At 59.5% G+C, this 18,377-nt stretch carries 16 protein-coding genes and 1 pseudogene; 7 read left to right on the top strand and 10 right to left on the bottom strand.

All coding sequences use genetic code 11. From position 1 onward, the window contains the following. Window positions 1–457: 457 nt before the first annotated feature. On the top strand, window positions 458–1,549 hold the full coding sequence (locus tag V6582_RS27480; RefSeq protein ID WP_141748724.1) for a hypothetical protein: 1,092 nt from the start codon (window positions 458–460) through the stop codon (window positions 1,547–1,549). Window positions 1,550–1,597: 48 nt separating this feature from the next. On the opposite strand, the gene V6582_RS27475 is transcribed toward V6582_RS27480, so the two are convergent. Continuing rightward, window positions 1,598–1,990 carry a helix-turn-helix domain-containing protein gene (locus V6582_RS27475; RefSeq protein WP_233741856.1) on the bottom strand — a complete coding sequence of 131 codons (393 nt, stop codon included), beginning with the start codon at window positions 1,988–1,990 and terminating at the stop codon, window positions 1,598–1,600. A gap of 177 nt (window positions 1,991–2,167) precedes the next feature. Here V6582_RS27475 and V6582_RS27470 point away from each other — a divergent pair, with 177 nt between their 5' ends. Then, window positions 2,168–2,719 carry a PIN domain-containing protein gene (locus V6582_RS27470; RefSeq protein ID WP_070150016.1) on the top strand — a complete coding sequence of 184 codons (552 nt, stop codon included), beginning with the start codon at window positions 2,168–2,170 and terminating at the stop codon, window positions 2,717–2,719. 15 nt (window positions 2,720–2,734) lie between these two features. Here V6582_RS27470 and V6582_RS27465 read toward each other — a convergent pair whose 3' ends face one another. From V6582_RS27465 to V6582_RS27455, 3 genes and pseudogenes are all read right to left on the bottom strand, one after another. Beyond that, window positions 2,735–5,998 (bottom strand): error-prone DNA polymerase, encoded by a 3,264-nt coding sequence (locus tag V6582_RS27465; protein WP_070150015.1) that lies wholly within the window; start codon window positions 5,996–5,998, stop codon window positions 2,735–2,737. Continuing rightward, window positions 5,998–7,509 carry a Y-family DNA polymerase gene (locus V6582_RS27460; protein WP_156634810.1) on the bottom strand — a complete coding sequence of 504 codons (1,512 nt, stop codon included), beginning with the start codon at window positions 7,507–7,509 and terminating at the stop codon, window positions 5,998–6,000. Before V6582_RS27460 ends, V6582_RS27465 begins: the two co-directional genes overlap by 1 nt. After that, window positions 7,436–8,185 (bottom strand): annotated as a pseudogene (locus V6582_RS27455) (ImuA family protein); the annotation flags it as partial. The gene V6582_RS27460 and the pseudogene V6582_RS27455, both read right to left, overlap by 74 nt. Before the next feature lie 207 nt (window positions 8,186–8,392). Here V6582_RS27455 and V6582_RS27450 point away from each other — a divergent pair. From V6582_RS27450 to dinB, 3 genes are all read left to right on the top strand, one after another. Then, window positions 8,393–8,653: a hypothetical protein gene (locus V6582_RS27450; protein ID WP_156535916.1), complete on the top strand. Its 261-nt coding sequence runs from the start codon at window positions 8,393–8,395 to the stop codon at window positions 8,651–8,653. An 82-nt stretch (window positions 8,654–8,735) separates the two neighbouring features. Then, a complete protein-coding gene (locus V6582_RS27445; RefSeq protein ID WP_337739414.1) occupies window positions 8,736–9,413 on the top strand; it encodes an SOS response-associated peptidase in 678 nt (225 codons plus the stop codon). 47 nt (window positions 9,414–9,460) lie between these two features. Continuing rightward, window positions 9,461–10,573 carry a DNA polymerase IV gene (gene dinB, locus V6582_RS27440; protein ID WP_156535926.1) on the top strand — a complete coding sequence of 371 codons (1,113 nt, stop codon included), beginning with the start codon at window positions 9,461–9,463 and terminating at the stop codon, window positions 10,571–10,573. A 361-nt stretch (window positions 10,574–10,934) separates the two neighbouring features. Here dinB and V6582_RS27435 read toward each other — a convergent pair whose 3' ends face one another. The 3 genes from V6582_RS27435 to V6582_RS27425 form a co-directional block, all read right to left on the bottom strand. Continuing rightward, window positions 10,935–11,081 carry a DUF1127 domain-containing protein gene (locus tag V6582_RS27435; protein WP_003551724.1) on the bottom strand — a complete coding sequence of 49 codons (147 nt, stop codon included), beginning with the start codon at window positions 11,079–11,081 and terminating at the stop codon, window positions 10,935–10,937. A 169-nt stretch (window positions 11,082–11,250) separates the two neighbouring features. Then, entirely contained in the window at window positions 11,251–12,231 is a 981-nt protein-coding gene (locus V6582_RS27430) for a 3'-5' exonuclease (protein WP_156634812.1), read from the bottom strand. Window positions 12,232–12,607: 376 nt separating this feature from the next. Beyond that, on the bottom strand, window positions 12,608–13,492 hold the full coding sequence (locus tag V6582_RS27425) for a LysR family transcriptional regulator (protein WP_070150010.1): 885 nt from the start codon (window positions 13,490–13,492) through the stop codon (window positions 12,608–12,610). Window positions 13,493–13,609: 117 nt separating this feature from the next. On the opposite strand from V6582_RS27425, the gene V6582_RS27420 reads away from it, so the two are divergent. Together V6582_RS27420 and V6582_RS27415 are read left to right on the top strand one after the other, a co-directional pair. Next, entirely contained in the window at window positions 13,610–14,071 is a 462-nt protein-coding gene (locus tag V6582_RS27420; RefSeq protein ID WP_156634813.1) for a VOC family protein, read from the top strand. Window positions 14,072–14,154: 83 nt separating this feature from the next. Beyond that, entirely contained in the window at window positions 14,155–14,988 is an 834-nt protein-coding gene (locus tag V6582_RS27415) for an oxidoreductase (RefSeq protein WP_156634814.1), read from the top strand. 257 nt (window positions 14,989–15,245) lie between these two features. Here the strand turns inward: V6582_RS27415 and V6582_RS27410 are convergent, their stop codons facing one another. The 3 genes from V6582_RS27410 to V6582_RS27400 are packed head-to-tail and all read right to left on the bottom strand — an operon-like array spanning window position 15,246 to window position 18,346. Continuing rightward, complete coding sequence (locus V6582_RS27410; protein WP_197434522.1) at window positions 15,246–16,751, bottom strand: tripartite tricarboxylate transporter permease; 1,506 nt, start codon at window positions 16,749–16,751, stop codon at window positions 15,246–15,248. A gap of 13 nt (window positions 16,752–16,764) precedes the next feature. Continuing rightward, window positions 16,765–17,232, bottom strand: a complete 468-nt coding sequence (locus tag V6582_RS27405; protein WP_070150008.1) for a tripartite tricarboxylate transporter TctB family protein — start codon at window positions 17,230–17,232, stop codon at window positions 16,765–16,767. 37 nt (window positions 17,233–17,269) lie between these two features. Then, the gene (locus tag V6582_RS27400; RefSeq protein WP_349509013.1) at window positions 17,270–18,346 is read right to left on the bottom strand and encodes a tartrate dehydrogenase; all 1,077 of its coding nucleotides are present in this window, start codon (window positions 18,344–18,346) and stop codon (window positions 17,270–17,272) included. Window positions 18,347–18,377: the final 31 nt, after the last annotated feature.

Below are 18,377 nucleotides of genomic sequence, written 5' to 3'. Positions count from 1 at the left end.
CGGGAACGCCAATGGTTGGAGCGGATTGCGTTCGGGCTAAATTGCACGGCCACTTCCTGATCAAGCAACCTGCCGGTTCGGCTCTAACTCAGGGATGGAACTGCGCGGCTTCGGCCCGCTGGGAAGGGAACCTTGATGTTACGTTACGTGTTGCTGGACAGACCCTGATCGACGTACGCGTCAGGGATGGCGGCCCGAAGGGTGAAGACTTTATATTGAAGGCTTCAGCGCAGCCTACAGCCCGGTCCCAGAGGGTGACGCCACACTCAGGAAAGCCAAGTCCCGCCTATGTGCAAGGATTAGGAACAACACATCCTGGCTTCAATTGACGAAACCTGGGGCTGAATTACTCCACGCGCTTCCTCAGAATTACCTGATTGTGGAAACGGTCCGCAAGGGAAGCGACTGAAGCCGGCAGGCCTTCGGAGTCGGCGTTGGCTTGTAGCCTGATGGCCGGATGTCCAAGGCAGCGGTGGCTTGGTATTCTGGTTTGGGACGACTGAGATTCTTCCATGATCGTCAGGCCCGGCGTGAACCGTTGAAAGCCCAACCGAAAACGAGAAAAATGAGAATACTCGAGCTATCGGCAAGGGCCGTGTCGGAAAACAGCATTTCACAAAGAATGTGCTTTGCGTGCGGCGGTCCCCCCAGCACTGGCGCCGGCGAACACGTGATTCCCAAATGGCTTCAGCATAAGTTCAATCTCTTCAATGAGCGTCTTACCGTGCTGAATGGGACACTTATTCCATATCGAAATCTGACTGTTCCGTGTTGCGAAGCTTGCAACAACGGTTTCCTCTCCCAGATTGAAAACGCCGTGCAGCCCATTATTGAGCGTGGCACAGTAGAGACTCAGGACGAAAAACTACTCCTTGGCCGATGGTTGTCTAAAATCCTGATCGGCTTTCTCGTGAAAGAGACCGGCCTCTTACTTGATCGCAAGCGACCAGATAGTGGGCCGATGGTTCCTGCGCAATTCATCGAGGAACTGCAGCACTGCCATTTCGTACTCCAAAGCGCGCGAAAACCCACCACATTCCGATGCCTCCACGGCAACTTGCCTTTTTCACTGTATTTTTACGAGGTCGCCGATACCGGAGGAGATCAAGAGTTCGACCTCTCGACAAACATTTTCGGACAGTCCGTAGCGATCAGAGCCGGTCGGCTTGGGGTGATATTTGTTAGCGACGGCGGTCTTCAAATGCACGCTGGCCCAGGAGGGCCTTACGCGCTCTCCGGATCCGCTGTTAGCGGCGCCCAATTCAGCGAACTGGCGGCTCGTGTTCACTACAAAGCCACACTAAGGGATGCGACGCATTTTTATATCACATCCGAGAACGATGAGTTCATGCAGGTAGAGCAAATGCATGTTGAGTCATATTCAGGCCTAATTCCGGGCAGCGACGAGTTGCGCATCTTTGAAGAATGGGACGAGGAAGCGTTTAGCTACGCCCTGGCGGCCTACACACGATTTGACAGGTCCACCGTATTCGATGAGGGAACAAAAACGTGCAAGTCGACGCTCGGCTCCCTTCTGAGAGATCATTGAACAAGTGGCACACCCGCGCATTCAAGCCCGGCGCGCTATATAGGTCCTTCAGCGCTGCTTGATTTCCAGCTCATAGCCGCCAGCGTCTTCGCTCAATGAACTCAACCGATCGAGCGCCGATGTTCGCTTGGCATCACGCACAGCCTTGAACGCTGCGACATCCGCTGCTCTCAAACGCCGGTGACTTCCCACTTTTTCGCCGGCAAGCTCGCCTGTATCGACCAAACGCACGAGATATTGCCTCGATACATTGAGAATATCGGCCGCAGCCTGCGTTGACAGCATCTCTTCGTCGGGCAAAACCGTTACCGGTCTTCCGTCTGCGAGGAGCTCGGCAGCCCGATACATGATGTCGGTCAGCGCATCTGGCAGGTCAAGGCGTTCGCCATCGGCATTGATGACCTGAAACGTGCCATGTTGCTTCGTGGAACGGGAAAGCAAAAGCGATGCGACACGAGCCGCGGCCGATCGATCGAGAGCAGGAACGGCTTTCGAAGTCTTCGAGGGCTTTTTGTCCGATGATGTGCGATGTGATACGGCCATGCCGATAATATGGCGCATAAACGCTATAAACGCAACTACCTCCCCGAATGATCGGGGGGATTTTGACGAGTGCCTATGCCAATCGCCGTTCTCGATGCCGACGTCCTATTCCCCATGATGCTTCGCGATACTTTATTGCGCGTGGCTGCGGCAGACTGCTATCGCGCGCATTGGTCTTCGCGAATCCTGGACGAAGTCACGCGCAACCTTATCAGCGACTATGGAATGGAGCCCGCCAGAGCGGGGGTATTGCGCACCGTTATGGAGGAGGCGTTCCCCGACGCGAATGTCGAAGGCTGGGAGCCCCTGGAGCCGGCAATGCGGAACCACCCGAAGGATCGGCACGTGGCCGCAGCCGCTGCAGCGATCGGGGCTGGCATTATCGTCACATCGAACATCCGAGACTTCCGCGATCTTCCGCCCGGCATCATGGCCATGACACCCGACGATTTTCTTGTCTCCCTGTTGAGTAAGGGGGCGGACAGGCTGTTGGAGGCGCTCGTCGCACAGGCCGCAGGCTATCGTCGACCAACGTTGTCCGTCGTGGAATTGATGGAAAGGCTGTCAGGGATTGCGCCCGAATTTGCCGCAAAAACATTGTCCATTTTAAGCACAAAAGCTAAATAACCGCTCATAGGCGGTTCACTGAAAATTCCGGCTCTTCACCTTCAGCGTATCGATATGAAGATCGGGTATGTAAACTTCCCGCGCCTTGACGCCCATAGTCGGCCGCTCGCGGCTATCCGGACTTCCCGGTGAACCATGTGCGAACTCGTCGCCCCGTCCTGATGGCAACAGAAATGTGTCCCGCTCGCCCAAGCTTGCCAGATCGCTGGTCAGATCGAACATCCGTTGCGCCACCAGATGCACGACGCCCCCTTCGCGCTGGATCTTGCCGTTGATCGCCATCATTGCGGATCCGAGCACGACGCGGCGCTGCTTTTCGAACAGGCTCGGCCAGACGACGACATTGGCGATACCTGTCTCATCCTCGATGGTCATGAACATGACGCCCTTGGCGCTTCCCGGTTTCTGCCGGACGAGAACAAGGCCTGATGTCATCAACCAGCGACCATCGCGGGCCGAGGTTGCCTCGGCGCAGGTGACGATATTTCGGCGGGTGAGATCGTCGCGCAGGAAACTGACCGGATGAGCTCGCAGTGTCACACCGGTATGTCCGTAGTCCTCCACGACATTCGCGCCCTCGGTCATCTGCCGAAGCGTCACGTCCGGTTCCTGCTGTTCGGCAATCACCGCCCGTTCGCGATCGGCGGCCGCAGCAAATAGCGGGAGCGGTTCGTCGCGCAAGGCCTTGATCGCCCATAGCGCATCGCGTCTTTCAAGTTTGAGAGAAGGCCGGAACGCATCGGCTTCGGCGAGCTTGACCAGGGAGGCCGACGACACGCCGGCGCGCCGCCACATATCGTCGATGGAAACGAAAGGCTCGTCGCCGCGCGCCACCGCGATTTTTGCCGCATCCTGTTCAGGCAGCCCCTTTACCAGACGCATTCCGAGACGCACGGCATGGCTGTCGGTTTCCTCGATCTCTTCGAGCGTGCAGTCCCATCGCGAGCGATTGATACAGACCGGCCGGATTGCCACCCCGTGGGCTCGGGCATCCGTGACGATCTGCGCTGGCGCATAGAATCCCATCGGTTGCGCATTGATAAGGGCCGCACAGAACACATCCGGATAGTGGCATTTCATATGGGATGAGGCGTAAGCGATGAGAGCAAAGGAGGCGGCATGGCTTTCCGGAAAGCCATAGGAGCCAAAACCCTCAAGCTGCGAGAAGGTCTTTTCGGCAAACTCTTCCGTGTAGCCGTTTTTCACCATGCCCTGGACCAGCTTGTCCTTGAACTTGCTGACCCCGCCGGTGAACTTGAAGGTCGCCATCGAACGCCTCAGCGCATCGGCCTCCCCGGCGGTAAAACCGGCACAGACGATCGCGACTTTCATGGCGCTTTCCTGAAACAATGGCACGCCCAGCGTCTTGCCGAGCACGGCCTCCAGTTCCGGCTTCGGGTAGACAACCGCCTCCTTGCCCTCGCGCCGGCGAAGATATGGGTGCACCATATCGCCCTGGATCGGCCCGGGGCGAACGATCGCAACCTGGATGACCAGGTCGTAATAGGTTTGGGGTTTCAGCCGCGGCAACATCGACATCTGCGCGCGCGACTCGATCTGGAACGTGCCGAGCGTGTCGGCCTTGCGGATCATCGCGTAAGTCGCCGGGTCCTCCTGCTCGATGGTGGCGAGATCAAGCTTCACTCCCTTGTGCTCTTCCAGCAATGCAAAGCCCTTGGCCATGCAGGTCAACATGCCCAAGGCCAGCACATCCACCTTCATGAACTTGAGCGCCTCGATATCGTCCTTGTCCCATTCGATCGTTTGCCGATCCTCCATTCGGGCCTGCTCGATCGGCACCAGTTCGTCGAGGCGGTCATTGGTCAGGACGAAGCCACCCGGATGCTGGCCCAGATGGCGAGGGGCGCCCATCAGTTGTTGCGCCAGTTCCAATGTCAGCCGCAGGCGGCGGTCGGACATGTTCATGTTCAGCTCGTTGACCTGCTTTTCGCCGACGCCCTCCTTGCTCCAGCCCCAGACACCGGCCGACAGCGCCGTGATCATGTCTTCGGGCAGGCCGAGCACCTTTCCGACATCACGAAGCGCACCCTTGGCGCGGTAGCGGGCGACGGTCGCGCAAAGGGCAGCCTTCTGCCGGCCATAGGTCTTGTAGATCCACTGGATCACCTCTTCGCGTCTGGCATGTTCGAAATCGACGTCGATGTCGGGCGGCTCGTTGCGCTCGGCTGAGATAAAGCGCTCGAACAGCAGATCGTTTGCGGCCGGATCGATCGCCGTGATCCCCAGCACATAACAGACGGCGGAATTGGCGGCACTTCCTCGGCCCTGGCAGAGAATATCTTGAGATCGGGCAAAGCGGACGATGCTGTAGACCGTCAGGAAGTACGGTGCGTAGTCGAGTTTGCGGATCAGATCGAGTTCGTGATTGAGGGTCTTCACCACATCGTCAGGCACACCCTCGGGATAGCGATCCCGCACGCCTTCCCAGGTGAATTTTTCCAGTGTCTGCTGCGCCGTCAGTCCGGGGATGATCGCTTCCTCAGGATATTGGTATGTCAGTTCGCTCATGTCGAAGCGACAGCGATCGACAATCTCGCGGGTGCGGGCCAGTGCATCTGGATAGCGGCTGAACAGCCGGTGCATTTCCTCCGGCGGCTTGAGAAAACGATCGGCATGCCGTTCGCGCAGGAAGCCGGCCCGGTCGATGGTGGTGCGATGGCGAATGCAGGTGACGACATCCTGCAGCTGTCGCCTGCCCGGATCGTGAAACAACACGTCGTTGGTGACTACAGGCCGAACCTTGTGCCTGATCGCTAGGTTGTTGAGCTCGTACAGCCGCAGCTGGTCATTGGGCCGCCGGCGCAGCGTCAGCGCCATATAGGCGCGGTCACCAAATATCTCCTTCAGCTTGCGCAGCAGGACGGCGCAGGCATCATCGGCCTCTTCGGGGATGAGGACGGCAAGTAGTCCCTCTGCATAAAGGGCCACATCCTTCAGATCGAGGATGCATTTGGCTTTGCCGCCCCGCTCCTTGCCAAGTGACAGAAGCCGGCAAAGCCTCGAATAGGCGGCCCGGTCCGTCGGATAGACCAGCATCGACGTGCCGTCCGTCAGCTCGAGCCTGCAGCCAACAACCAGCCGGACGCCGGTTTCCTTGGCCGCTTCCCAGGCACGCACGATCCCAGCCAGGCTGTTGCGATCGACGATGCCAAGCGCCTCAACGCCGAGGGCCTTGGCGGTCGCAAACAGTTCATCGCAGCCTGACGCGCCACGCAGGAAGGAGAAATGACTGGTGACCTGGAGTTCGGCGTAGCGCATCAGCCATAGATCCCGTGCAGGAACCATTTGGCCGTTCCGGTTGCGGGATCCAGCCCGTCGCCGGAGCGATAGACCCAGAAGCGATTACCGTCCTCATCCTCGACAGAGTAATAGTCCCTGACCGCCTCCATCTCGGAGGAACGAACCCACCACTCGCCGAACACCCGTTCCGGCCCGTCACCACGCTTGATGCGCCGGCGTTTGCCGCGCCAGGTCATCGATGCCGGCGGATGGTCGGGCGTGAGCGCAATCACCTCGATCCGCTCCGGGCGCGCCAGCATGCGGCTTGGCCGCGGCCAGCGCGTCGGCCAGGCTTGACCGAGTTTCGCGGAAACGGGGGAGACACGTCCGACATTGCGCTCGGGGACGTCGCTTTCGACAGGCGCCAGCCGGTACATGCGCTGGCCGCGATTTCCAAAACTGTCGAGCAGCGGTGTAACATCGACGATGGTTTCTTCGACCAGTGAGGAGATCGACTGCTTTTCTTCGAACGGTTCGATCATCGTTGCGGCAAGGGACAGTTTCTCGATGCCGAAACCGGGATCGATCTTCTCGATGCTGGAACAGAGAAGCTTTGTCAGATGAGGGATATCGCGCACCGGCTTTGCCGTGCCGGCACGCAGGGACTGCAATGTGTTGTCGACGCGGTAGATGATCAGATCGGCGCGGCGAACGCCCTGCCCGCGCGTCTCCAAGGCGGCACAGAGTTCGACCACGAGCTTGCCGATATATTTGGCGATGGTCTCGGCCGCGCCGATCGGCTCGGAGAACGACCGGGACACCTCGACGAACTCAACGGTGCGAATGGGATCGATCGGTTCGGCGAGACATCCAAACATCTGATCGAGCCTGCGGCCGACCTCCGGCCCGAAACGCAGTGTCAGAGGCGCCCGCGGCGTTGCGGAAAGCTCGCCGACGGTGCGAAACCCGAGCACCGCCAGACCGCCGACGATGTCGGAAGGCAGACGAAGGCTGGAAATCGGCAGGTTGACGACGGCCTTTGCTGTCTCACCCACTGGCACGATGATCACCTCTCGCCGCGTGGCGCGGGCAATGGCGTGAGCGCAGCCCCAGGTGTCAGCGATGGCGCCACGGGCCTGAAGGCCGCGACCTCTCAGAGCGTTGACGAGGCCGGTGAGCATAAGCAGTTCGCCGCCGCGTAGATGGTCGGCCCCCTCGGTATCCATGACGACCCCGTCGGGACTGTCTGTCGCTACGACAGGCGTATATTGGCGCAGCATCCAAAGCGCCAGGCGCTCGATTGCCAAGGCGTCGCCGGCCGGATCGGCATCGACCAAATGTAGGCCGGATATCATCGCCTGGGCTTTGGCGGCGGGCATACCGACACGCACCCCGACCTTGAAGGCCGCCGCGTCGACTGCGGCCACGGTGCGTTTCGATCCGCTGTGGGAGACGACAACGACCGGTGTTGCAGGCAAAATTCCGGGATCGGCGCGCCTGATCCTGTCCGTCGCGAGCGTGGGGAGAAAGACTGATACGACCCGTGGCATCGCAGGCACCTATTTCAATTTCTGCAGCCTCGCCGGCTCTCGCTCTGATTAGTTCGGCCAGCCAGCGCGCCCGCCCGATGCCCGGCACGGGAAGCGGCTCGGAGGGCAAAACGCTGATGCGCCACCGTGTCGTTGCTGCCGTCGGCTGTCCAAAATCGGCAGCCTCCGCTGGACGCCGCCATCGTCGAAGTGCAATGCCAAGCGTGCCTGAGGCCTCGGCCGCCAGCTGCAAGCGCCGCGAGGCTGTCATCGGCAAACGCACCAGTTCGGCGACGACCGCGCCAAGCCCGCCAAACCGAAGACCCTCCTCGAAATTCGTGAGCACATCCTCTTCCCGGTCGGCCTCGACATAGATCACCCGATCATGATGGAGGCCTGCTTGTGCCAATGCCGGCGCGAACAGATCCGGCCGCGCCAGGCACCAAAGGATGTCGCCCTTGGTGCGCGCTACGATCCCCGCGACGAACAGAGCGGCGGCGGCACCATGGACCGCGTCGGCGCCACCACCAGCCACTTCGTGCAGTGCACCGCAGGCAAGCCCCCCACCGGGAAGCTTTGCGTCGATCTCGGCTATTCCGAACGACAGCACCCCGCCCTTGCGCGCAGCTCCGCCCTCAAGCCGCCGGATGCGGTCCTGAAGTTCGGAAATGACGGGGTTGGCGGCGGTGACTGGCATCGGTTTCCTACGTCAATAGTGCATTTGCATAGCCACAAAAAGCTGATATGTTCTGTTTTTGTTCTTTAATCGGCGGTGAGTCAACGGGCAAGAATCGGGTGGACTGCGGCCAGCATCACGAGACGGCTGTTGCTCAATCGATTCATCAAGCAGATTCAATTCGATGCTGAATGTGACGAAAAATATCGTAGATGAGAAAATAGAAATATGGCCGGCCTGCTGACGCTCAGAGATTTCAAGGGACCGGTGATTACCGTCGAATGCAAGCCGTGCGGGCAAGAGGGCGAGCTTGATCGCAAGGCGCTGGTGAAACAGTTCGGCGCCAGCATGCGTTTTGTCGATCTTCGCCGTCGCATGGCAATGGGTTGCGACAAGATGCACGGTTCTGACGGGCAGGATAGATGCGGGACGGGATTTCCCTGTTTGCTGGAGGCGGCCGTGGTTTTTGAGCCGCAAAAGCCCACGTGATCGCTGGAGATTTCAAAGATTGATTGCGTTCCGAAGGGGTCGGAAACTTCGCCTTGACCAGCATTGGATAGGAGGACGGGTAGTGTGCAATCTCTATAATGTGACGACCACGCGCGACGCGGTTCTACAATTTACAAAGGCGTTCCGGGATCGAGCCGGCTGGAATGAAGCCTCCTTCGATGTTTATCCAGGCTATCAGGCGCCGATTGTCCGCGTTGCCGAGGACGGACAGCGCGAGATTGCCCGGGCGACTTGGGGAATGCCGTCGCCGCCGGCCTTTGTGAAGAATTACGACCCCGGCGTCACCAATATTCGCAATGTGAGTTCGCCGCACTGGCGGCGGTGGCTCGGCCCAACCAGCCGCTGCGTCGTGCCGTTCACCTCCTTTGCCGAACCGGATCCAGCCAGCAAGATTGAGGGCGGGCGCGTGCCGAACGCCTGGTTCGCCGGCAATGAAGATCGGCCGCTGATGTTTTTCGCGGGCTTCTGGACGCCCTGGAAAGGCGTACGGAAGGTCAGGGATGGCGAGCAGGAATACGAGCTGTTTGGATTTCTGACGACCTCGCCCAACGAGATTGTCTCGCCGATTCATCAAAAGGCTATGCCGTCCATCCTGACTACGCCTGAAGAAGTCGAGACCTGGCTGACAGCACCGTGGGATGAAGCCCGCCACCTACAGCGTCCGCTCCCGGGCAACATGCTGGTGATCGTGCCGCCACAGGCCAAACCGAAGCCGGACGAGGAAGGTCTGTTGCTTTGATTACCAGCACCCTGCACGACCAAAGCAGTCAGATTCCTGTTCACGAAATGCCGGTTTACCGTCTGGGAACTGACGGAAAGGGTGGCGTGCAACCCGTGCGCAAAATCGTCCATGTCGATATGGATGCCTTTTATGCCTCGGTCGAGCAACGTGACAATCCGGAGCTGCGCGGAAAGCCATTGGCCGTCGGTGGATCCGCGGCACGTGGCGTTGTGGCGGCCGCAAGTTACGAGGCCCGTGTCTTCGGCGTGCATTCGGCCATGCCGTCGGTGACCGCCAAGCGCAAATGTCCGGACCTGATCTTTGTGCCTCCACGGTTCGACGTCTATAAGGCGGTTTCCCAGCAAATCCGCGAAATCTTCGCCGAATACACGCCGCTGATCGAGCCACTGTCACTCGACGAGGCCTATCTCGATGTCACGGAGAACTTGAAGGGCATGGAAATCGCCACCGAGATCGCGCTGGAGATCCGCGCCAAGATCAAAGAGGTCACCGGTCTCAATGCCTCGGCCGGCATTTCCTACAACAAGTTCCTCGCGAAAATGGCAAGCGATCTGAACAAGCCGAATGGACAAGCGGTCATCACCCCGAAGAACGGACCAGGTTTCGTCGAGGCCCTGCCCGTGAAGAAGTTCCATGGGGTCGGGCCGGCCACCGCCGAGCGGATGAAACGGCATGGGATAGAGACCGGCCTTGATCTCAAGTCGAAGTCCCTCGCGTTCCTTCAGCAGAATTTCGGGAAGTCCGGTCCTTATTTCTACGGCATTGCCCGTGGGGTCGATGAACGCCGGGTGAGACCCGATCGCATTCGAAAGTCTGTTGGCGCCGAGGACACGTTCGTTGAGGACATCGACGATCTCGATCTGGCCAAAGCCGAGTTGCGGCCGTTGGCCGAGAAGGTCTGGCGCTATTGCGAGGCGCACGACATCACGGGAAAGACGATCACCGTCAAAATCAAGTATTCGGATTTCAGCCAGGCGACACGCAGCCAGACAGTGTCGGGAGCCGTCTCGGGCATCGACCAGATGCTGGAAATTGCGGAGTACCTCCTTGCCTCGGTGTTCCCGTTCAAACGTCCAGTGCGGCTCCTGGGGATCACCCTGTCGTCCCTTAACACGGAAGAAAGCGGGCAAGAACCGCAGCTAGCTCTCGGGCTCTGATCAGCAAGTCCGCAAAACGAAAAAGCCTGCCGCGGGAGGAGGTGCGGCAGGCTTTCCGAAAAGAACCGAACAACGGCTGGGAGGAGGAGTGCCGCTGTTCCGACAGACGCCCCTTGAGAGAAGGAGTGGGCCGTCTGAATTCGAAGCTCTGCGGGAGGAGGTGCATCACTTCGATGAAAACCAAGATACCCATTCTCGCCGCACATTAAATAGACTTTGCTGCAGTGCAGCTATGCGGAAAATGCACGGCCCCTTCCTAACGAAAGAAATCTCCAGCGCAGCGCCTCGCGGCGGTCAGACACAAAAACGCCCGCGTCATCGGCGGGCGTAGTGTCATTCAGGATGGGCAGGAAAACGTCGCTTAGCGAGCGACCGACTGGCGGGCAACGCTGTGGATGTCGGCACGATTGATGCCGAGGTCCTGCAGCTCACGCGAGCTCATGCGGCCAAGTTCGGTAACGGTCTGACGGTACTTGCGCCAGTTGTTGAAGGAGCGTGCTACGTTCATGATGATCCCCTTTCGTGAGGTCACTTGACGCCAGCAACCTCGCTTCGGTTCCAACGTCGTTTCGATGATTGGAATATAGGCCCTTGGACGCCCGTCGATAAGGCACAAGGTCTCAGGTCGGCCATGCGCTCAAAGCATGGGTCCAATCAGAGATGAGCTGAAGGGGCTATCAGGCCCGGAACCGGTCGAAGGCAGTGAGGCGTTTGATTGGAGGATCTGCGTCTGGATAACGGTAGATTTCAGCCCTGAGATAGCGAAGCTCATCATCGAGCGCTTCTTCCCCAACCTCGATCCACCAGGATTTGGGACGGCCGTCGCTTCCATCCGACCAGCGATAGCCTCGCGCCTTCAGGTGGTCCTTCATGTCGAAGGGGCTGTTCTCAGCAAATATCCGGACACGCGACCGTTGGCTTGCTTCGTAGAGTTCCGCGAACGCGGTGGAAGCCGATCCATCAGCCTCTCGGGCGAGGACCTCCAGGAGCGCGAAACAGTCATCGACCGCGCGATGACCATCATGGAAGTAGCCCGCCTGCCCGATCAGGTAGCCGAGCTTGGTCCCTTCATATCCCCTCGACGACCAGTCGATCTCGGAGTTGGAGCAGGCCCAGGCCTTACCGGAGAACAGATCAGAAAACGCCTCGCAGAATGGCCGGTCGAAACCGGCATTGTGGGCGATCACCAGATCCGCTGGTTCGATCAGCGCCTGCAACGCAGTCATATCGACTGACTGCCCGGTTACCATATCATTGGTGATCCCGGTGAGCCTGGTGATTTCGGCGGGAACGGAGATGGTCGGCTGCTGAAGCCCACCATAGATGCCGGTCACGTCACCAATGCTACCTGTCGCATCGAAGGTGAAAGCGATCACGCCAATCTCGATGATCTCATCCTTGCGCGCATTGAGGCCCGTGGTCTCGGTGTCGAGAATGATGCCCTTGAGGGAGTATTCCGGACGCGGGAATGGCGCAATCGTCCGCGGCACGAGTTTCGTGAGGATGCGGTAGCGGCCCGTCTGTGAGAGATGCTGGACCATCTCCTCTTCACTCATGGAGACGGTAGGTTGTTCGGGCTTGGCGTGTTTGGAAATGTCACGCTTGACCACCCGGTCGCGCGAAACCTCTTCCGAAAACATATCGAATTGTTCTGCCATTCTTGCTGTCATCAATCCTGCCGCCGGTTCCCACCCTTCAAAACACAGCAGGATTGTTAGATCAACCATGTTGGTGCCGGGCATCGTCAGTAAGCCAGACGGTCACCGGCGATACGGCGCAGTTCGTTGTGACTGCCCTCGGATGTCACGAAAGCGCCCAAACTGGAAATGGGCATACCAGCTGTAGCGAGCAGCGCGAAAGCCGTTCGCCTCCCGCAAGACCGGTTAAAAGGGTTGCCGCAGGAGGTTCAGCATAGCGACTGCAACGCTGGAACCGGGACCGACAGCCCCCGGTGCGCGGGTCCGCTTCAAGAGGTCTGCCGCACCGATGTTCGCAGATATTCTGTTCGCGCTGTTGTTCGATGCACCCCTCCATTCATACACGCAGCGCATCGATGACGGCGCGCAGGCCGGCCGACAGGTATTTCCGCGTCGGGTAATAGAGATAAAGCCAGTCCTCGGGCGCACTCCAGGATGCCAGGCATTCGACAAGGCTGCCATTCTCGATATAGGGACGCGCCCGCTCCTCCCAGACATAAGCCAGCCCCACGCCCGAAAGCGCTGCCTCGACCATCAGCTCATGGTCATCGAGCGACAGAGAACCGGTAGGCTCGAATTCGATGATCTTGCCTGCACGACTGAACTCCCAGGCGTATGGCTTGCCGCTTGGATAGATGTTGCGGATACAGACATGGTCACGCAGATCATCCGGGGTTTTGGGGAGCGGATGACGCTCGAAATAGCTTGTTGAGCCCACGACGGCAAACCGCAGCCGGGGCTTGATCTTCACAGCCGTCATGCCATCGCGCAGGCTTTCGCCGAGACGGATGCCAGCATCGAACCCCTCCTCCACAATGTCGACAAGCCGATCGGTGGCGACGATTTCCAACTGGAGACCAGGATTTTCTGCGATCAGCGGGCCGATGACCGATCGGAAGACGAACGGCGCGACCGAATTGGGCGCGTTGATCCGAACCTTGCCGAACGGTGTGTCCCGAAACTGGTTGAGGGCATCGAGCGCCGAGCCGATCTCGCCGAAGGCGGGCGACAGTTGCGCAAGCAGCATAGCACCGGCATCGGTCAGCGACACGCTGCGGGTTGTCCGGTTGAGCAGACGGATACCGACGCGTGCCTCAAGATTGCCCACCGCATGGCTAATCGCCGAAGCGGTCACCCCGCGCTCTTCGCCGGCCCGGCGAAAGTTGCGGTGACGGGCAACCGCATCGAATGCCGCCAATTCCGAAAGATCCGTGCTGCGCATTGTTAAATCTCACTCATCATTGAGAGGAAGATTATCTCTCTAATCATGATCGTCGAAAAGGTCCAGATTTCTCCTCGCAAACCGGCGCTGGTACCGGACCAGACAGGAGACAAGACAATGGCCGACTTCATTCCTCCCGCCCGCAACACGGCATCGCCCTTCTCTGACATGCGCGGACATCACGTTGCCGTTCGCACGCCGGACCTCGAAACCGCCAAACGCTGGTATGTCGAGAAACTCGACTTTCGCGTCGTTGCCGAGTGGGACTATGCCGACGAGCAGCTTGCCTATCTCGCACCTGCCACCGACGACCATTTCTATGTGGAAATCCTGGGTGGCGGCGATCCGGCGCCGGCGGAGGTCCGCCCTTATACCGATCTCGGCGACAGTCTCAAATATGCGGGCTACCACCATTTCTGCCTGAATGTCGCAAGCGTTGACGCCACCGTCGAAGAACTGCGTGCGCGCGGCGTCACTATCGTCACCGAGCCGTTCGAGCTATTGGCGATCAACCGCCGCCTCGCCTTCTTCTGCGATCCCTTCGGCAATCTGATCGAGCTGGCAGAAGTCCTGCCGTGACCCTTTCCCACCCGGTTGGCCATCCCGATATCGCGGTGGCCAGCCCCCCTCCCTTATGTCATCGAAAATCAAGGAACGTCCTCATGAAAATTTGGTTCATCACCGGCGCCTCACGCGGCTTTGGCGCCCTCATCACGACGCGTGCTCTTGCACAGGGCGACGCCGTCGTCGCCACCGCCCGCAATCCAAAGGCGATCACCGAGCGGTTCGGCGAACACCCCAACCTGCTTCCGGTCGCCCTCGACGTGACCGACGACAAACAGGCGACTGCAGCGGTGAAAGTCGCGATCGATCGCTTCGGCCAGATCGATATCCTGCTTAACAACGCAGGTTTCGGATTGATGGGGGCTGTCGAGGAGGCGACGGTATCCGAAATCGAGGCTGTCTATCGCACCAATGTCTTTGGTCTCCTCAATGTGACCCGGGCCGTTCTGCCCTCGATGCGCCGGGCGCGTTCCGGCCGCATCCTGAATATCTCATCGATCGGAGGCTATCGCGGCGCCGCTGGCTTCGGTGTCTACTCCTCGACGAAATTTGCCGTCGAGGGCCTGAGCGAAGCCCTTCATGACGAACTCGCGCCACTTGGCATCCACGTCACCGTCGTAGAGCCGGGCTATTTCCGCACCGACTTCCTCGATAGCTCTTCCTTGTCGGTAAGCGGCAATATCATCGGCGATTACTCAGAAACTGCCGGCAAGGTGCGCACGATAGCAGCCGGCGTCAGCCATAACCAACCCGGCGATCCACAAAAGCTGGCAGAGGTCCTGATCGCCTTCACTGACGCCCCCAATCCGCCGGTGCGCCTGCCGCTCGGTAGCGACACGGTCGCCGCGATCGAGAAAAAGCACGCGCATGACGCCGCCATCCTCTCAGAATGGCGCACCGTCTCGGTGTCGACCGACTTCGCCGTTGGCTAATGACGACGCTCGTCTGGTTAAACTTCGTCCGATGGGAGGTCGCCTTCAAGGCCTCCCATCGCCTTGACGGGAATCGAACTTTCGGTTCCAGTTGTTTCGGTTAAGCCTTTGATCTGCAAGCCTGCTACAGCAACTGGGCGGCGAAAGTTTATTATAGAAAATAATCACACCATTCGGCGTTCGCGAAAGAAGGTAGCTCTCACACCCCATAACTTGAAAACTCGCCCTGGCGCCCGAGGACATGAAAATGCCCGGCATCAGTCGTCCTCCACGAACACTTGATCGCGCTTGGAACGTATCGACGGTAGGAGCGCTAGGATTACGCAGACCAGACCCAAGCCGAGCAGCGATGCAGCGATCGGGTTTGTGACGAACACCGTCGCGTCGCCGCGGGAGATGATCATCGCCCGCCGGAGATGCTCCTCGAGCAGCGGCCCCAGAACGAATCCCAGCAGAAGGGGTGCCGGTTCGCAGCCCACACGGATCAGCACGTAGCCAAGTATGCCCGAGACGATGATTGCATAGACGTCGAAGGGGTTGTTGTTGATGGAATAACATCCAATCGAGGCAAAGATGACGATGGCCGGAAACAGCATGCGGTAGGGAATGGTCAGCATCTTCACCCACAGCCCGATCAGCGGCAGGTTGAGGATCACCAGCAACAGGTTACCGATCCACATCGATGCGATGATGCCCCAGAACAGCGCCGGCTGGCTGGTAATGACGTCCGGCCCCGGCGTGATCCCCTGCAGGATGAAGGCGCCAACAATGAGTGCCATGACTGGATGGGCCGGAATGCCGAGGGTAAGCAGCGGAATGAAGGACGTCTGAGCCGCTGCGTTGTTGGCGCTTTCGGGTCCCGCCACGCCTTCGATCGCGCCATGGCCAAATTCGGCCGGATTTTTCGACAGGTTCTTCTCGACCGAATAGCTGGCAAAGGACGCCAATACGTGACCGCCGCCCGGCAAAACGCCGAGAAGCGAGCCAAGCGCCGTTCCCCGCAATACAGGGCCGATAATCCGCCGGAAATCGTCTTTCGTCAGCCAAAGGTTCGTGACGTGTTTCACCCCGATTTCGCGCGTGTGTTCGTTCTGAAGGTTGCGGAAGATTTCGGAGACCCCGAATATTCCAACAGCAATCGAAACAAAGTTGATCCCCTGCGACAATTCCAGGCGACCCAACGTGAAGCGCTCCTCGCCCGTATAGATGTCCTGGCCCACCGTCCCAAGCAGCAAGCCGATGACGATCATGCCCAGCGCCTTCAGGACGGAACCGTGAGCGAGTGAGATCGAAACGAGCAGCCCGAGAACGATCAGGGCAAAATATTCCGGCGCGCCAAATTCGAGCGCGATGGAGGCAAGCGGCGGAGCCGCGATCGCCAACAGCATAGTTGCCACGCAGCCTGCGAAGAAGGATCCGAGCGCCGCGGTTGCCAATGCCTGGCCGGCACGCCCCTTTCGGGCCATCTGATAGCCATCGATCGCTGTGACAGCGGAAGAACTTTCCCCCGGCAGGTTGATGAGGATTGCTGTTGTGGACCCACCATACTGGGCGCCGTAGTAGATGCCCGAAAGCATGATCAGGGACGTTACCGGGGAGAACGTAAACGTGATCGGCAGAAGCATCGCGATCGTCGCTGTCGGCCCGATGCCGGGCAATACGCCAACGAGCGTGCCGAGCAGTACGCCAACGAAACACCAGACGATGTTTATCGGCGTGAGAGCCGTTTCGAAGCCAAGGGCAAGATTCGAGATCAGATCCATCATGGTGAGCACCTCATAGTCCGAAAACCGGCCCGAATGTCGGAATGGCAACTGCCAGCCCGACCTTGAAGACCAGATAGCAAAGAGTGGCGATGACGGCGGCCATCATAGCCGCCGATACCAGCGAATTTCGGCGGGACGCGAGTGCCGTCATGAACGTGCACAGCAGGACGACGGGTACGAGCCCAAGATTGCGGGCTCCGGCGCCAAAGATGGCAAGTGCCAGACAGATGAGGACCAGTCCGCGCCAGGGGACGGAACCATCTGTCGGCTGCGGCTCACTGTGCAAGCCATCAAGGCCGATGACGACGCCCAGCGCACCCAATACGAAAGCAAGAACCACCGGGAAGAAGCCCGGCCCCATCTGTGTCGCGGTTCCGAACTCATATTGTAGGCCCTGCGCGGCGAAAGCGGCTGCGATGGCGATGAATATGCCACCGGCAATCAGGTTTTTCCGGGCATGCTTTTCGAGTATAGCCATGGTTTCCTCCCCTCTGGCCCCTCTGACGGTGTTCCGTTCAGATGATATTCGATCCTGCGATTGCGTTGCATACGGCTTCGGTGACTTGGCTGGTGTTGGCGGTGCCACCGACATCGGGGGTCAGGATGCCCGCTTCGGTCACGCGCTCGACGGCGCTCATCAGCCGTGCGGCGGCGTCGCGTTCACCGAGATGCTCGAGCATCTGCGCGGCAGTCCAGAAAGTGGCGATCGGGTTGGCGATACCCTTGCCGGTAATGTCGAAGGCAGATCCGTGGATCGGCTCAAACATTGATGGGAAACGGCGCTCCGGGTCGATGTTGGCCGTCGGCGCAACCCCGAGGCTGCCAGCGAGAGCACCAGCCAGATCCGACAGGATGTCGGCATGCAGATTGGTCGCCACGATCGTATCCAACGTCTCCGGCTTCAGCGTCATGCGCACCGTCATTGCATCAACCAGCATCTTGTCCCAGGTGACATCCGGGAACTCCGTCGCCACTTCGGCCGCGATCTCGTCCCACATCACCATGCCATGGCGCTGGGCGTTCGACTTGGTGACGACAGTCAGCAGTTTACGCGGGCGCGCCTGGGCCAGCTTGAAGGCGTAGCGCATAATGCGGGTCACGCCGACGCGGGTAAAGATCGCCACTTCCGTTCCAACCTCTTCCGGAAGGCCCCTATGGGCGCGGCCGCCATGGCCGGAATACTCGCCTTCGGAATTCTCCCGCACGATGACCCAGTCGAGATCGCCTGGACCGCAATTGCGCAAGGGCGGCGTGATGCCGGGCAGGATCTTCGTCGGGCGCACATTGGCGTACTGGTCGAACCCCTGGCAGATCGGCAGGCGCAGGCCCCAGAGCGTGATATGGTCGGGAACGTCAGGGGCGCCGACCGCACCGAAGAAGATGGCATCGAACTTCTTCAGCTTGTCCAGCCCGTCGGCCGGCATCATCACGCCGTGTTTCTTGTAATAGTCCGAACCCCAGGCGAAGGTCTCGGTATGGATCTTGAAGTCACCGCTGCGCTGTTCCAGCGCCTCCAGAACCTGAAGACCCGCAGCTATAACCTCAGGACCAATCCCATCCGCAGGGATCGCTGCAATCTTGTATTCACGCATGGGAAGTTCGCTCCTGTTCAAGGGCTAGCGC

The sequence above is a fragment of the Agrobacterium vitis genome (assembly GCF_037039395.1).
GTDB classification, from domain to species: Bacteria; Pseudomonadota; Alphaproteobacteria; order Rhizobiales; family Rhizobiaceae; genus Allorhizobium; species Allorhizobium vitis_E.
This window is presented reverse-complemented; position numbering and strand designations above follow the sequence as displayed.